The following is a 15,495-nucleotide window of genomic DNA, read 5'->3' on the forward strand; positions in this document are numbered from 1 at the left end:
CGGCGCACGGCCAACGGGGCCGCGAACGGCCCCGTTGCGCTGCGCGTGCAGCAAAAGAAAGGACGCGCGGTCGGCGGGTTTCAGCGCAGGCCGAAGAACGACAGCACGGCCACGACGACCACGACCAGACCGACGATGTAGATGATGGAATTCACGCGAGGGCTCCTAGTGGTTGGCGATGACCCAGCATCGGCCGCCAATCGGCACGCGGGTGTCGGCAAGGGACGGTGCGTGCTGTAGGACTTGCGAAGCGCGGACGCGACGACAAATGCCCGTTGCGGGCGTGCGCGTGCGCGCCCGACCCGCTGTGTGACCATTGTTTGCAATGAGCGGCGGGCATCCACGCAAGACTCTGCCCCTTCCAGAAAAGGCAAGGTCATGCGGCTCACCGAGCATTCCCCGTTCACAGGTTCCCACCCCGCGCATCCCGGCGCCCGCGCCCCGCGCGGCCCCGATGCACCCGTCCCGCCGCGCGTCAACGCGCAGTTGTTGCCCACGCTGTTCGACCGCCTGCGCGACGAAGCGCCCAGCCGAACCACCGAGCTGCCGTCGGAGTACACGGCCACGCCGGCCCAGATGCGCGAGATCATCCAGCGCGACCTGGCCCTGCTGTTCAACACCACCAATGCCGAAGACCTGATCGACCGCGTGCGCCATGCCGACGCGGCGTCGTCCACCGTGAACTACGGCGTGCCGCCGTTGGCCGGCAGCTACCTGTCGGAGCGCAAGTGGGCGGACATCGAACGCATCATCCGTCGCGCCATCCGCGACTACGAGCCGCGGCTGATTCCCGACAGCGTGCAGGTCGTGCCGCTCATGAAGGAAGACGGTGCGGCCGAGGCCTACAACGTGCTGCTGTTCGAGATCCGCGCGCTCATCCACCTGAAGCCGTACCCGCTGGCGTTCACGGTGCAGAGCGCGGTCGATCTCGAGACCAACCGCATGCGCATCGTCGGCGCGGCGGATTGACGCCACCGCCCATCTTTCGTTTTTCTTCATTTCACTTCACACCACGCCAGGGAAGGCTCACCGTCATGGACCCGCAACTCCTCGAGTACTACAACCGGGAACTCGTCTACATGCGCGAGGCGGCGAGCGAGTTCGCCGCCTCGCACCCCAAGATCGCCCGCCGCCTGGGCATGCACGGCATCGAGGTGGCCGACCCGTATGTGGAGCGGCTCATCGAGTCGTTCAGCTTCATGTCGGCGCGCATGCAGATCAAGCTCGACGCCGAATTTCCGCGCTTCACGCAGCGCCTGCTCGAGGTGCTGTATCCCAACTACCTGAGCCCCACGCCGTCGATGGCCGTGGCGCAGCTGCACCCCAGCGTGAAGGAGGGCGACTTCACGCGCGGCTTCGTGGTGCCGCGCGGCACGGCCTTTCATGCGCGCGTGCCCGCGGGCGAGCAGACGCCGTGCGAGTTCCGCTCCAGCCAGGACGTGACGCTGTGGCCCTTCGAGATCGCCGAGGCGCGGCTCACCGGCGCGCCGCCCGACATCCCGGCGCTGGAGCGCTACGTGCCGCCGCACGTGCAGGTGACGGGCGCGCTGCGCCTGCGGCTGCGCATCGTGGGCGAGATGGGTTTTTCGGCACTGTCGGGGCTCGACCGGCTGCCGATCTACCTGCGCGGCAACGAGCAGGTGGCGTCGCACCTGTTCGAGCTGCTGCACACCTCGGCGGTCGCGACCTTCGTCGGCGAGCCGGGCCAGCTGATGGACCGGCCGCACGTGGTGACCGAAGGCGCGCTGGTGCACGAGGGGCTGGCACCGAGCGAAGGCCTGCTGCCGCTGGCGTGGAACACCTTCCACGGCCACAACCTGCTGCACGAGTACTTCGCGTGCCCCGAGCGCTTTTATTTCTTCACGCTCACGCAGCTCGCGCCGGGGCTGGCGCGCATTCCCGGCAAGGAGGTCGAGATCGTCGTGCTGCTGAGCAAGCCGCCCGGCGCCTTGGGTGCGCTGGTCGATGCGGCGCAGTTCGCGCTGTTCAGCACGCCGGTGGTCAACCTGTTCGAGCGGCGCACCGACCGCATTGAACTCGACAGCGCGCAGACCGAGTTCCACCTCGTGCCCGACCGTTCGCGGCCGATGGATTTCGAGGTGTATTCGGTGCAGCGAATCGCCGGCCAGCAGGCGCGCACCACGGCCGAGATCGACTTTCGCCCGCTCTACCAGACGCTCAACGAAGACGAGGGCAACCACGGCCGTTACTTCTCGGTGCGGCGCGAGCCGCGGCTGGTGTCCGAAACGGCGCGCAAGTACGGCACGCGCACGCCGTACATCGGCACCGAGGTGTTCCTGTCGCTCGTCGACCAGCAGGAGGCGCCGTACCCCGAGAGCCTGCGCTACCTGTCGGTGAAAGCGATGCTCACCAACCGCGACCTGCCGTGCCTCGTGCCGCGCAACGGGCAGTCCGACCTCGCGGTGGCCGATTCGATTCCGGTGTCGGCCGTGGGCCTCATCCGCCCGCCAAGCACGCCCAAGTCGCCGTTCGCGCAGCGCGAGATCGCGTGGCGGTTGATCCGCCAGCTGGGCTTCAACCACCTGCCGCTGGCCGACATGCCGCACCGCGAGGGCGCGCAGGCGCTGCGCGACATGCTGCGGCTGTTTGTCACGGCCGACAACGACGTGCTGCGCCGGCAGATCGACTGCCTCGTCGGCTCGCGCATCGAGCCCGTGACGCGGCGCCTGCCGGGCGCGGGGCCGCTGATCTACGGGCGCGGCGTGCAATGCACGCTGAGCGTCGATGAAGAAGGGTTCTCGGGCACGAGCCCGTACCTGCTGGGGTTGGTGCTGGAGCACTACCTCGCGCGGCACGTGAGCATCAACGTGTTCACGCAGACCACGCTCGAATCGATGCAGCGCGGCACCGTCGCCAAGTGGCCCGTGCGCATGGGCGGACGCGGGGCGGTCTAGCTTCTCTTCGGCGGGAGCGCTTGCTCGAGCAGCCACAGCATGGCGGCCCGCACCTTGGCGGCATCGCCGCCGGCATCGATCTCCAAAGCCGCGCGGTCGAAGGCGGCCGACAGCAGGCGGGCGAGGGCGTCGAGCGACACCTCGCCCCGGCCCATCCCGGCGCGCGCCAGCCCCTGGCGCAACGAGTTCGCCGACGTGGCGTCGTCCATCGACATCATTTCCGCCATGCCCAGCACGGCCGGCCCGTCGATCAGCAGCAGCCGGGTGCGGCCCGGCACCGTCATCGCTTTCAGGTAGGCCTCGCTGCCCACGAGCAGGGCGTCGCGCGGGCCGAGTTCGTCGGGCGTGGCCGCGTCGATGTCGGCTGCGACCGCCTGCGCCTCGAGCAGCAGCACCTGGCGGAACAGGTCGCGCTTGTCGTTGAAGTGGTGGTACAGCGCGCCGCGCGTGATGCCCGCGGCCATGGCGATCTCGGGCGTGGAGGTGTCGCCGTAGCCCTTGCCGACGAAGAGCGTGCGGGCCGCCTCGGTCAGCGCGAGGCGGGTGGTTTCGGTGCGTTCGCGGTTGGTGCGTGCCGGGGTTTTGGCCATGACCCTAATTTACATGCAGTCTGTTTGTGGATTAATATTTAACCTACATGCAGTTTGTATGTTTAATCCATGAAGGAGCCACCCCATGAAAGTGACGAGCTATTACCCGGTGATCATGACCCACGACGTGGCCGGCACCGCGGCCTTCTATCAGGCGCATTTCGGGTTTGCGTCGCTGTTCACGACCGACTGGTACGTGCATCTGCAGCTGGCGGACGATGCCTCGGTGAACCTCGCCGTGCTCGACGGCACGCACAAGACCATTCCTGCCGAAGCGCGCGGGCAGGTGGCGGGCGGGTTGCTGCTGAACTTCGAGGTGGAAGACCCAGACGCAGTGCATGAGCGCCTGAAGGCGGCCGGCCTGCCGATCCTGCTGTCGCTGCGCGACGAGGCCTTCGGCCAGCGCCACTTCATCACGCGCGACCCGAACGGCGTGCTGATCGACATCATCAAGCCGATCCCGCCGTCGGGCGAATTTGTGCAGCAGTACGAAGCCGGCGCGTTGCCGACCTGAAGTCCGCTCAGGCGCGCAGGGCTTCGTCTTCTTCCAGCCCGTCACCCAGGAAGCCGCCGCTCTGGTGCGCCCACAGACGCGCATACAGGCCGCCTTGCGCCATCAGCGTGCGGTGGTCGCCTTCTTCGACCACGCGGCCTTCGTCGAGCACGATGAGCCGGTCCATCGCCGCGATGGTCGACAGCCGGTGCGCGATGGCGATCACGGTCTTGCCTTCCATCAGCGTGTACAGGCTTTGCTGGATCGCGGCCTCGACCTCGGAGTCGAGCGCGCTCGTGGCTTCGTCGAGCAGCAGGATGGGCGCGTCTTTCAGCATCACGCGCGCAATGGCCACGCGCTGGCGCTGGCCGCCCGACAGCTTCACGCCGCGCTCGCCCACGTGCGCCTCGTAGCCGCGCCGACCGCCCGCATCGCCCAGCGTCTGGATGAAGTCGTGCGCTTCGGCGCGCCTGGCGGCGGCTTCGATCTGCGCCAGCGTGGCGTCGGGCCGGCCGTAGGCGATGTTGTCGGCCACCGAGCGGTGCATCAGCGACGTGTCTTGCGTGACCATGCCGATGTGCATGCGCAGTGAATCCTGCGTGACCTTCGAGATGTCTTGGCCGTCGATGAGGATGCGGCCGCTTTCCAGGTCATGGAAGCGCAGCAGCAGGTTCACCAGCGTCGATTTTCCGGCGCCCGAACGGCCGACCAGGCCGATCTTCTCGCCGGGCTTCACCACGAGGTTCAGGTCGTCGATCACGCGGCGGCCCGCGTCGCCGTAGCGGAAGCTCGCATGCTCGAAGCGCACCTCGCCGCGCGGCACGTCGAGCACCGTGGCATCGACCGCGTCGAGCACCGTGCGGGGGCGCGACAGCGTCTTCATGCCGTCCTGCACCGTGCCGATGTTCTCGAACAGGCTGGTCATCTCCCACATGATCCAGTGCGACATGCCCTGCAACCGCAGCGCCATCGCCGTGGCGGCGGCCACCGCGCCCACGCCCACCGTGCCGTGCGACCACAGCCACAGCGCCATGCCCGCCATGCCGGCCGTGAGGCCCATGCTCAGCGTGTGGTTGACGATCTCGAAGGCGCTCACCAGCCGCATCTGGCCGTAGCCGGTGTGCATGAACTCGCGCATCGCGTCGCGCGCAAAGCCCGCCTCGCGCTGCGTGTGCGAGAACAGCTTGACGGTCGCGATGTTGGTGTAGGCGTCGGTCACGCGGCCCGTCATGAGCGCGCGCGCGTCGGCCTGCGCCTTGCCGATCTTGCCCAGGCGCGGCACGAAGTAGACGAGGGCGCAGATGTACAGCGCCAGCCAGATCACGAAGGGCCACACCAGCTGCGCGTCGAGCACGCCCACCAGGATGATCATGGTGGCCACGTACACGCCCATGGCGACCAGCACGTCGGCCAGCACGAACACGGTTTCGCGCACCGCGAGTGCGGTCTGCATCACCTTGGCCGTGATGCGGCCCGCGAACTCGTCCTGGTAGAAGGCCATGCTCTGGCCTAGCATCAGGCGGTGGAAGTTCCAGCGCAGGCGCATCGGCAGGTTCACCGCGAGCGTCTGGTGCTTCACGATCGTCTGCAGCGCCACCACGCCGATGCTGATCACGAGGAACGCGGCCAGCCACATGAGCGTGTCGCCGCGCTCGGCCCACAGCTTGGACGGCACCTGGCCGCCCAGCCAGTCGACGATGCGCCCGAGGATCGCGAACAGCGCGGCCTCGAAGATCGACATCACCGCGGTGAGCGCCGCCATCGCGGCGATCTTGCCGCGCACGCCATGCGTGCAGGCCCACAGGAAGGCAAAGAAGCCCTGGGGCGGCAGCGCGGGTTCGGCGGCGGGATAAGGGGTAAGAAGTTTTTCGAAAAAGCGGAACAAGGAATCGGTCTCCAGGAGAGCCTTCGACTGTAGCCCTGCATGCATGACCTTGCCCCGAAAAGGTGCGTTCGCGGCCGGTGCCTTCAGCAAGCCTTCAGCTGCGTCGTGCCTTGGCGTCGTCGGCGCGTCCTGCCTTTGTTTCCATGCCGCCCAATCGCTCGCTCAGGAAGTCGATGAAAGTTCGCAGCTTGGGCGACATGTACTGCCGGCTCGTGTACACGGCGAACAGCGTGACCGGCATCGCTTCGAACGCGGGCAGCAGCTGCACCAGCCGGCCCTGCGCCAGGTCGTCGTCGATCAGCCACACGGGCAGGTACGCAATGCCCATGTCGGCGCGCACCGCGTGCAGCGTGAGCGTGGTGTCGTCCGAGCGCATCGCGGGCGTGAGCCGCAGCGGAAACATGCGCCCGCCCGGCCCCTTGAGCGCGAGGTTGTCCAGGTTCACGTAGCTCGGCACGATGGCGCCCAGCTTCGCCAGGTCGGCCGGCACCGCGGGGGTGCCGCCGTGGCGCTCCAGGCAGGCCGGCGTGCCGACGAGGTGAAAGGGCACGCGGCACAGCGGCCGTGCGATGAGCGCGGGCGAGGGCTCCTGTGTGGCGCGCAAGGCCAGGTCGTAGCCGTCGGCCGCGAGATCGACCTTGCGGTTTTCGAGGTGCATGTCGACCAGCACCTCGGGATAGGTCTCGCGGTAGTCGGCCAGCACGCGCGCAAAGCGCGGCGTGGCGCACCACACGGGCGCGCTCACCTTGAGCTGGCCGCGCGGCGTGTCGCGCGTCTGGCCGATGGCGGCCTCGGCCGCGTCGAGCAGGTCGAGTGCGCGGCGGCTTTGCTCGTACCAGGCGGTGCCGGCTTCGGTCAGGCTCAGGTGGCGGCTCGAGCGGTGCAGCAGCCGCGCGCCCAGCGATTTTTCGAGCTGCGCCACGTGCTTGCTGGCCATCGGCGCCGACAGGCCCAGGCGCTCGGCCGCGGCCACGAAACTGCCGGCCTCGACGACTTCGCGGAACACGCGCAGGCTGGTCATGCGGTCCATCGATGATTTCCTGTGAAGAAATGATTCGATGCATCGTAGCCTGTCGATTTCCTGAAAGGAAATGTCTACAGTCGATCCAACGCCTTCAAGGAGCATCGACTTGACCCACGACACCACGCTTTCTCGCCTGCCCACGTACTTCATCTCGCACGGCGGCGGCCCCTGGCCCTGGATGAAGAAGGAGATGGGCGCCACCTACGACCAACTCGCCGCTTCGCTGGCCGACATGCCGCGCCAGATCGGCCGCACGCCGAGCGCCATCCTCATGGTCTCGGCGCATTGGGAGGCGCCTGCCTTCACGGTGCAGGGCAACCCCAAGCCGCCCATGATCTACGACTACGGCGGCTTCCCGGCCCACACCTACGAGGTGCGCTACGCCTCGCCCGGCTCGCCCGAACTCGCGCAGCGCGTGCAATCGCTGATCGCCGCGGCCGGCCTGCCGGCGCAGATCGACCCCGAGCGCGGCTACGACCACGGCATGTTCGCGCCGATGGCCGCGATCTACCCGAACGCCGAGGTGCCGGTGGTGCAGCTGTCGCTGCGGCGCGGGCTCGACCCGGCCGAGCACCTCGCGCTGGGCCGCGCCATCGCGCCGCTGCGCGACGAAAACGTGCTCATCGTCGGCAGCGGCTTGAGCTATCACAACCTGCGCAACTTCGGCCCGCAGGCGCACGGCGTGTCGAAGGCCTTCGGCGACTGGCTCGATGAGACCGCTGTGCAGGCCACGCCGCAAGCGCGCGTGCAGCGCCTGCAGGACTGGGCCTCCGCCCCCTCGGCGCGCGTGGCGCATCCGCGCGAGGAGCACCTGATTCCGCTGATGGTTGCTGTCGGCGCGGCCGAAGGCGAGGCCGGCGAACGCGTCTACCACGAGGACGCCTTCATGGGCGGGCTCGTGGTGTCGAGCTACCGCTTCGGCGCGATGTGAAGGGAAAGGGCGCGCGGCAAAATGAAGCCATGCCCACGCCCGCTCTTCCCTCTCCCACCGAATCCGCCGAAGCGCGGCGCCTGATCGCCCGCATCGAAGCCCTGTCCACCTCGCACGACCCCGTGCACGACGGCGTGCGTGTGCGCTGGCGCCGCTTCGGCACCGACACGACGAAGCCGCCCATCGTGCTGCTGCACGGCGGCCACGGCAGCTGGATGCACTGGCTGCGCAATGCCGAGGCCTTGTCGGCCGAACGCACGCTGCTTCTGCCCGACATGCCGGGCTTTCACGATTCCGATGCGCTGCCGCGCGTGGCACCCGGCGAAGACGCGCTGGTGCCGCTGCTGGCTGCGCTTGGCGGCACGCTCGATGCGCTCATCGGCGCCGGCACGCCCATCGACCTCGGTGGTTTCTCTTTCGGCGGACTCACCGCGGCGCGCTTCGCGGTGCGGCGCGGCGCCATCCGCCGGCTGGCGCTGATGGGCAGCGGCGGCCACGGCACCTTGCGCCGCATGACGGTCGAGATGATCAACTGGCGCGCCGCCCCTGACCGCGAGACCGAGCGCGCCGCGCTCATGCACAACCTGGGCGCGCTGATGCTGCACGAGGCGGCGGCCATCGACCCGCTGGCCTTCGAGATCCACGACCTCTCGTGCCACGGCACGCGCTTTCGCAGCAAGGAGGTGTCGCTCTCGGGCGGGCTGCAAACCGCGATCGACACGCTGGCCGTGCCGACGCTGCTGCTGTGGGGCGAGTTCGATGTCACCGCCGATTCGCGTCCGCTGACGGCGCAGCTGGCCAGCGAAGGCCCCGGCCGCGAAGGCGTGGTGATCGACGGCGCGGGGCACTGGGTGCAGTACGAGCGCGCCGACGAGGTCAACGCGCAGCTGCTGCGCTTCCTGGACTGAAGCGGTTCAGCCTCAGCGCAGGTAGCGCCCGTCGGCCTTGAGCATCGACAGCTCGGAGAAGGTCAGCCCGCGGTGCTCGCCGGGCCGGTACGACACGGCGATGCCGCCGAGGTCCAGCGTCTTGAACGACTCCAGGCCCTTCTGCAGCGACTCCGGCGTGGGGTTCGCTCCTGCGCGCTTCAGGCCTTCGACCATGACCTTGGCTGTGACGTAGCCCTCCAGGCTCGCGTAGCTGAACTCGGTCGCGCCGATCTTCTTCATCGCCGCCTGGTACTCGGCGATGACGGGCATCGCGCTGTTCCACGGGTAGGGCACGACCTGCGAAATGACCACGCCGGCCGCGTCCTTCTTGATGTCCTGGAAGAGCTTCTGCCCGTTCAGGAAGGAGAACGAATAGAACGCCGTCTCGCCGCCGGCCGCGCGGTAGGCCGAGATGAACTTGGCCGCCACGTCGTTGGTGGCCGACAGCACCACGGCCTTGGGCTTGAGCTTGGCCAGCTCCGCGGCGCGCTCGGCCGCATCGGAGCCGTCGTTCTTGATGGCCACGCTGCCGACCATCTTGTCGCCGCGTTCGGCAATGAACTTCTGCGTGCTCTCCATCGCCGAGCGCGCGCCGGGGTTGTCGTTGTGCGCGAAGGCGATGCGCGACAGGCCGATCGTGAAGAGGTGGTTCACGATGCGGCTGTATTCCTCGTCGAAGCTGATGCGCACCGGAAAGCCGAATTCGCTGAACTTCACCACCGGGCCCGCGCCCGTGTACGGACCGACGACGGGAATCTTCAGCTCGTTGGCCGCCTTCAGCGCGCCGACCGCCGACGAGGTGCCGATGGGCATCAGCACGCCGACAGCGCCGTCGCGCGCGAAGGCCTTGACGTTCTCGGCGCCCTTGGCGGGGTCGTAGGCGTCGTCGAGCTGGCGCAGCTCGACGGGCCGGCCGTTGATGCCGCCGCTGGCGTTCAGCGCGGTGAACATGGCACGGATGCCGACCAGCGGCTCGGTCGACAGCGACGCGAGCGGGCCGGTCTGCACGTAGGTCTGGCCGATCAGCAGCGGCTTGGCGGTCTGCGCCTGGGCGGCGGGAGCCACCGTGAAGGCGAGGGCGGCGAAGGCCGAAGCCAGCAATTGAATCTTTTTGTGGATCATGGTCACAAATTGTTAACAAAGCGATCTTAAGGCGCTGGCCTTCGCAGGTAAATCGATCTCTGGTTGCGACCCGGGAAATACTGTATAAAAATACAGTTAACAGTTGCAATCATGGGCCTCCCTTTCCTCGACTCCTTTTCCACCGCCGCGGGCCGCGGCGTCTGGCATGCCGACGAACTCGGCCTGGCGGATGCACAGGTCGTGGCCACCGGCCATGCCGCGCTCGACGCCGAGCTGCCCGGCGGCGGCTGGCCCGTGGGCGCGATGACGGAGCTGCTGCAGGCCACGCCCGAGGCCCATGTCTGGCGCCTGCTGCTGCCCGCGCTGGCGCAGGCCGTGGAAGCGCGGGGCGGGCCGGTGGTGCTGGTCGGCGCGCCCTATGAACCCTGCGGTGCCGCGCTGGCGGCGCAGGGCCTGCCGGTGGAAGCGCTGATGTGCGTGCGCAGCGACGCCCCGGCCGCGCGGCTGTGGGCCTGCGAGCAGGCGCTGCGCTGCGCCGAGGTTGCGGCCGTTGTCGCCTGGCTGCCGCAGGCCCGCGTGGGCGAGCTGCGGCGGCTGCAGTTGGCCGCCGCGCAGCACGAGGTGCTGCTGTTCGTGTGCCGGCCCGAGTCGGTGGCGCTGTCGGCCTCGCCCGCGCGCCTGCGCCTGCGCGCCGAACGCTGCGCGGACGACCCGGCGCAGATCGCGCTGCACATCCTCAAGCGCCGGGGGCCGCCGCTGGCCGCGCCGGTGCGGGTGCCGGCGCGCAACGCCCGCATGAGCGCGCTGCTGGCCGCCGCCCGCGTGCGGCGCCAGTTGCGCCTGCAGCCGCAGGCGTCCGTGACACCGGCCGCCGCGCCGTCGGCCACGGTGGTGCGCATCGATGCGTGGAAAGGAGGCCCGGATGCACTGGATCGCCTTGCAGTGGTCTGAGACGGGAGAAGACGACGCACCCGCCATGCCCCCGCCCGAGGCCCTGGGCTGGTGGGCGCTGCGGTTCACGCCGCACGTCGCCTGGCAGGACGAGGCGCTGATGCTCGAAGTCTCGGCCTGCGAACGCCTCTGGGGCGGGCGCGCGCCGCTGATGCGCCAGCTGCTGGCCCTCAACCCCGTGCCCGACGCGCGCATGCTCGGCGCACAGGGCGCCACCAGCCTGATCGCGCTGGCGCGGCTGCGCCTGTTCGCGCGCAACGAGCACCGGCCCGCCGAGGTGCCCGCCGGCCTGCCGCTGGACACGCTGACGGCCGCGCGCGGCCACCTCGATCTGCTTGCGCGCCTGGGCTGCCGCACCTGGGGCGATGTGGCCGCCTTGCCGCGCGGCGGCCTCACGCGGCGCTTCGGCGTGGGGTTGCGAGAGGCGCTCGACACCGCCTGGGGCCTGCGCCCCGAAAGCCACGCCTGGCTCACGCTGCCCGACGTGTTCGAGCAGAAGCTCGAACTGCCCGCGCTGGCCGAGACCGGGCCCGAACTCATGTGGTCGGCCAACCGCCTGCTCTCGGCGCTGCAGATCTGGCTGCGCGCACGCCAGCGCGGCGCGCGTGCGCTCGAGCTGCAATGGACGCTCGACCTGCGGCGCCTCAACGGCGTGACCCTGCCGCCGCACCAGCAGCTCACCGTGCGCACGGCCGAGCCCACGCAGGACATGGCGCACCTGCGCCGCCTGCTGTCCGAAAAACTCGCGCTCACCACGCTGGCCGCGCCCGTGAGCTGGCTGAAGCTGCGCACGCTCGAAACCGATCCGCTGGCCGGCGCCAGCACCAGCTTCCTGCCGGAAGACAACCGCAAGGGCGACAAGCTGCACGAGATGGTCGAACGGCTCAGCGTGCGGCTCGGCGCCGACCAGGTGCGGGTGCCGGTCGCGCAGGCCGACCACCGGCCCGAGCGCCAGCAGCAGTGGCGGCCCGCGCTGCAGAAAGAGAAAACGCCTGCGCCCGACAAGGCCCGCAAAGAAGCGGCCTCGCAACCCGATGCGATCTATCCGCCCTGGCTGCTGCCCGAGCCCTTGCGGCTCGAAATGGATGGCGAGCGCCCGTGCTACTGCGGGCCGCTGCGCAAGCTGGTCGGGCCGCAGCGTGTCGAGGCCGGCTGGTGGGGCGGCGAGGAAGACGGCGGCCAGCCCGCGATGCGCGACTACTACGTGGCCGAAAGCCCCGAGGCCGGTCTGGTGTGGATCTTTCGCGAGCGGCCCGCCACGCGCTTTTCGTCGGGCGAGGTGCGCTGGTACCTGCAAGGCTTCTATGCCTGAGCTGAGCGGCAAGGAGGAGCGCAAGCGCCTGCCCGCCAAGGTGCATGTGCTGCCGCAGCGGCTGCGGCCGGCGCCGGGCCTGCCCGGCTATGCCGAGCTGCACTGCCTCACGAACTTCAGCTTCCAGCGCGGCGCCTCGACGCCCGAAGAGGTGGTCGAGCGCGCCTACCACCTCGGCTACGCGGCGCTGGCCATCACCGACGAGTGCTCGGTGGCCGGCATCGTGCGTGCGCATGTCGCGTTGCGCGACCTGCCGGCGAAGCTGGACGCGCACGAAAGCGAGCACCCGGGCGAACCGCCGATCCCGCGCAACCCCGCCTTCCGCCTGCTGTTCGGCAGCGAGTTCCACTTCGAGCGCTTCAAGCTCGTGGTGATCGCGAACGACACCGAGGGCTGGGGCAACCTCTGCGAGTTCATCACCGCCGCGCGCAACACCGAGCTGCCCAAGGGCGAGTACCGCGTCGATTGGGACACGAGCGACGTCGCCTCGCTGCAGCGCTGCCAGGTGCTTTTCGTGCCGCACCGCCCGCCGGGCGGCATGCCCGATGCGGCCACCGTGCAGGAAGACCTGGCGGCGGCCAGGGCGCTGTACGGCGACAACCTCTGGCTGGCCGTGGAGCTGTTCAACGAACGCGACGACGACCTCTGGTTCGTCACGCTGATGCAGGCGGGCGAGCAGGCCGATGTGCCGCTGGTCGCGGCCGGCGACGTGCACATGCACGCACGCGGCCGCAAGCCGCTGCACGACGTGCTCACGGCAGTGCGCGAAGGCCGCACGGTCGCCGACTGCGGCTTCGCGTTGCAGTCGAATGCCGAGCGGCATCTGCGCCAGCGGGTTCGCTTGGCCCAGCTGTATCTGCCCGCGATGCTGGCGAACACGCTGGAGGTGGCGCAGCGGTGCCGCTTCGATCCCGAGGTGATCCGCGAGACCTACAAGTACCCGCTGGAAACTGTGGGCAGCAGCGAGACGGCGGCGCAGACGCTGGTGCGCAAGACGTGGGACGGCGCGCGGGTGCGCTACCCCGACGGCATTCCCGAGAAGGTGCGCGCGCAGGTGCAGAAAGAGCTCGACCTGATCACCGAGCTCGAGTACGAGATGTTCTTCCTCACGGTGGAAGACATCGTGCGCTATGCACGCTCCCAGGACATCCTCTGCCAGGGCCGCGGTTCGTCGGCCAATTCGGCGGTCTGCTACTGCCTCGGCATCACCGCGATCGCCCCCGACAAAGGCCACCTGCTGTTCGAGCGCTTCCTGAGTCGCTATCGCAAGGAACCGCCCGACATCGACGTCGACTTCGAGCACCAGCGGCGCGAAGAAGTCATCCAGTACATCTACGAAAAGTACGGCCGCGAGCGCGCCGCCATCGCCGCTGTCGTCATCTGCTACCGCTCGCGCAGTGCCTTGCGCGACGTCGGCAAGGCCATCGGCATCGACGAGCGACTGGTCAACGAGTTCGCCAAGGACCACTACTGGTTCGACGACACCGCGCTCGGCGAACAGCTCGACAAGGCCGCCGCGCGCGTCGGCGTGAAGGAAGACCGGCTCAAGCTGGTGCAGTGGATCGAGATGACACAGCGGCTCAAGGGCTTTCCGCGCCACCTGAGCCAGCACGTCGGCGGCTTCGTGCTCACGCACACCAGGCTCACGCGGCTGGTGCCGGTCGAAAAAGCGTCGATGAAAGACCGCTCCGTCATCCAGTGGGAAAAGGACGACCTCGAAGCCATGGGCATGCTCAAGGTCGACGTGCTCGCGCTCGGCATGCTCAGCGCGATCCGCCGCGGGCTCGACCACATGAACCGCTGGCGGGGCTCGATGGTGGCGATGCACCACATCCCCAACGACGACCCCAAAGTGTTCGACATGATCTGCGACGCCGACACCATCGGCGTGTTCCAGATCGAGAGCCGCGCGCAGATGTCGATGCTGCCGCGCCTGAAGCCGCGCACCTACGAAGACCTGGTGATCGAGGTGGCGATCGTGCGGCCCGGACCCATCCAGGGCGGCATGGTGCATCCGTACCTCAAGCAGCGCGAGCGGGTGGCCAAGGGCTTGGAGATCCACTACGAGAAGGAGGCGCTTCGCCCCGCACTGGAGCGCACGCTGGGCATCCCGATCTTTCAGGAGCAGGTGATGCAGATCGCGATGATCGCGGCCGGATTTTCTGCCGACGAAGCCGACCAGCTGCGCCGCGCCATGGCCGCGTGGAAGCGCAAGGGCGGCCTCGGCAAGTTCCACGACAAGCTCGTCAAGGGCATGACCGCCAACGACTACAAGGAAGCCTTCGCCGAAGCCATCTTCAAGCAGATCCTCGGCTTCGGCGACTACGGCTTCCCCGAAAGCCATGCCGCGAGCTTTGCGCTGCTGGTCACCATCAGCAGCTGGCTCAAGAACTACGAGCCCGCCTGCTTCCTCGCCGCGCTGCTCGACTCGCAGCCGATGGGCTTCTACAGCCCCTCGCAGCTGGTGCAGGACGCACGCCGCCATGGCGTCGAGGTGCGGCCGGTCGACGTCACGTGCAGCGAGATCGACACGACGCTCGAAGCCCGCGCGCCCGATGCACCGCGCATGCCCGCAGGCACCGACACGCGCTATGCCGAGCGCCTCGGTAACGACAACCAGCCCGCGGTTCGGCTGGGCCTGAACCGGGTCTTGGGCCTCAGCGACGCCGGCGCCGAGCGCCTGCTGAAAGCCCGCGCGCAAGCGCCTTTCACCAGCACCGAAGACCTGGCCTTGCGTGCCGAACTCGAAGGCAAGGACATGGCGGCGCTCGCCGCAGCCGATGCCTTGATGTCGCTCTCAGGCCATCGACGACAGCAGGTGTGGGACGCTACCGCGCAGCATCGCTCGTCGGCGCTGCTCAAGGGCGTGCCGATCCACGAGCAGGCCTTGCTGCTGCCCGCCGCGCCCGAGGGCGAGGAAATCGTCGGCGACTACGCGGCGCTCGGCCTCACGCTGCGCCGCCATCCACTCGCACTGCTGCGCCCGCGACTGGCGCGCATGCAGCTCATGAGCGCGGTGGAGCTGCGCGCCGCGCGCAGCGGACAGACCGTGCGCGCCTGCGGCATCGTCAAGGGCCGGCAGCGGCCCGGCACCGCCAACGGCACCATCTTCGTCACACTGGAAGACGAGACCGGCAACGTCAACGTGATCGTCTGGAACCACGTCATCGAGGCCTGGCGCGAGCCGCTGCTCAAGTCGCACCTGCTCGCGGTGCAGGGCACCTGGCAGCGCGACGACGACAGCGGCGGCAAGGTGCAGCACCTGATCGCCACCGGCTTCAAGGACCTCACGCCGCTCCTGGGCCGGCTGGCGCAGAGCAACACCAGCCGCGACTTCCACTGACACCGCCGAATGCAACCGATCGTTCCATGCCTCGCGCCG

13 protein-coding genes are annotated in these 15,495 nt (G+C 68.9%); 8 read left to right on the forward strand and 5 right to left on the reverse strand.

Features of this window, described 5'->3' with window-relative positions:
• Positions 1-80: 80 nt before the first annotated feature.
• Positions 81-380, reverse strand: a complete 300-nt coding sequence (locus tag CLU95_RS30765; RefSeq protein ID WP_143606065.1) for a hypothetical protein — start codon at positions 378-380, stop codon at positions 81-83.
• Here CLU95_RS30765 and tssE point away from each other — a divergent pair.
• Both tssE and tssF read left to right on the forward strand, forming a co-directional pair.
• Positions 379-969: a type VI secretion system baseplate subunit TssE gene (gene tssE / locus CLU95_RS27625; protein ID WP_099796546.1), complete on the forward strand. Its 591-nt coding sequence runs from the start codon at positions 379-381 to the stop codon at positions 967-969. The two genes, CLU95_RS30765 and tssE, sit on opposite strands and share 2 nt — an antisense overlap.
• A gap of 65 nt (positions 970-1,034) precedes the next feature.
• A complete protein-coding gene (tssF, locus tag CLU95_RS27630) occupies positions 1,035-2,915 on the forward strand; it encodes a type VI secretion system baseplate subunit TssF (RefSeq protein ID WP_099796547.1) in 1,881 nt (626 codons plus the stop codon).
• On the opposite strand, the gene CLU95_RS27635 is transcribed toward tssF, so the two are convergent.
• Positions 2,912-3,505, reverse strand: coding sequence for a TetR/AcrR family transcriptional regulator (locus CLU95_RS27635; RefSeq protein ID WP_099796548.1), 594 nt, complete (start codon positions 3,503-3,505; stop codon positions 2,912-2,914). The genes tssF and CLU95_RS27635 overlap by 4 nt on opposite strands.
• Before the next feature lie 85 nt (positions 3,506-3,590).
• Between CLU95_RS27635 and CLU95_RS27640 the strand changes: the two genes are divergently transcribed.
• A complete protein-coding gene (locus CLU95_RS27640; protein ID WP_099796549.1) occupies positions 3,591-4,019 on the forward strand; it encodes a VOC family protein in 429 nt (142 codons plus the stop codon).
• A 7-nt stretch (positions 4,020-4,026) separates the two neighbouring features.
• On the opposite strand, the gene CLU95_RS27645 is transcribed toward CLU95_RS27640, so the two are convergent.
• On the reverse strand, positions 4,027-5,928 hold the full coding sequence (locus CLU95_RS27645; protein ID WP_099797502.1) for an ABC transporter ATP-binding protein: 1,902 nt from the start codon (positions 5,926-5,928) through the stop codon (positions 4,027-4,029).
• 49 nt (positions 5,929-5,977) lie between these two features.
• On the reverse strand, positions 5,978-6,913 hold the full coding sequence (locus CLU95_RS27650) for a LysR family transcriptional regulator (protein ID WP_099796550.1): 936 nt from the start codon (positions 6,911-6,913) through the stop codon (positions 5,978-5,980).
• 100 nt (positions 6,914-7,013) lie between these two features.
• Here CLU95_RS27650 and CLU95_RS27655 point away from each other — a divergent pair, with 100 nt between their 5' ends.
• Positions 7,014-7,838: a DODA-type extradiol aromatic ring-opening family dioxygenase gene (locus tag CLU95_RS27655; protein ID WP_099796551.1), complete on the forward strand. Its 825-nt coding sequence runs from the start codon at positions 7,014-7,016 to the stop codon at positions 7,836-7,838.
• Positions 7,839-7,867: 29 nt separating this feature from the next.
• Positions 7,868-8,746 (forward strand): alpha/beta fold hydrolase, encoded by an 879-nt coding sequence (locus tag CLU95_RS27660; protein ID WP_099796552.1) that lies wholly within the window; start codon positions 7,868-7,870, stop codon positions 8,744-8,746.
• 12 nt (positions 8,747-8,758) lie between these two features.
• On the opposite strand, the gene CLU95_RS27665 is transcribed toward CLU95_RS27660, so the two are convergent.
• Complete coding sequence (locus CLU95_RS27665) at positions 8,759-9,889, reverse strand: ABC transporter substrate-binding protein (RefSeq protein WP_099796553.1); 1,131 nt, start codon at positions 9,887-9,889, stop codon at positions 8,759-8,761.
• A 111-nt stretch (positions 9,890-10,000) separates the two neighbouring features.
• On the opposite strand from CLU95_RS27665, the gene imuA reads away from it, so the two are divergent.
• From imuA to CLU95_RS27680, 3 genes are read left to right on the forward strand one after another with little or no spacing between them, the layout of a single operon-like run.
• Entirely contained in the window at positions 10,001-10,801 is an 801-nt protein-coding gene (imuA, locus tag CLU95_RS27670) for a translesion DNA synthesis-associated protein ImuA (protein ID WP_099796554.1), read from the forward strand.
• Complete coding sequence (locus CLU95_RS27675; protein WP_099796555.1) at positions 10,773-12,113, forward strand: Y-family DNA polymerase; 1,341 nt, start codon at positions 10,773-10,775, stop codon at positions 12,111-12,113. The genes imuA and CLU95_RS27675 overlap by 29 nt, the downstream gene beginning before the upstream one ends.
• Entirely contained in the window at positions 12,106-15,456 is a 3,351-nt protein-coding gene (locus CLU95_RS27680; protein ID WP_099796556.1) for an error-prone DNA polymerase, read from the forward strand. Before CLU95_RS27675 ends, CLU95_RS27680 begins: the two co-directional genes overlap by 8 nt.
• The last annotated feature ends 39 nt before the right edge of the window (positions 15,457-15,495 follow it).

This window comes from Variovorax sp. 54, from assembly GCF_002754375.1.
In the GTDB taxonomy this organism is placed as follows: Bacteria; Pseudomonadota; Gammaproteobacteria; order Burkholderiales; family Burkholderiaceae_C; genus Variovorax.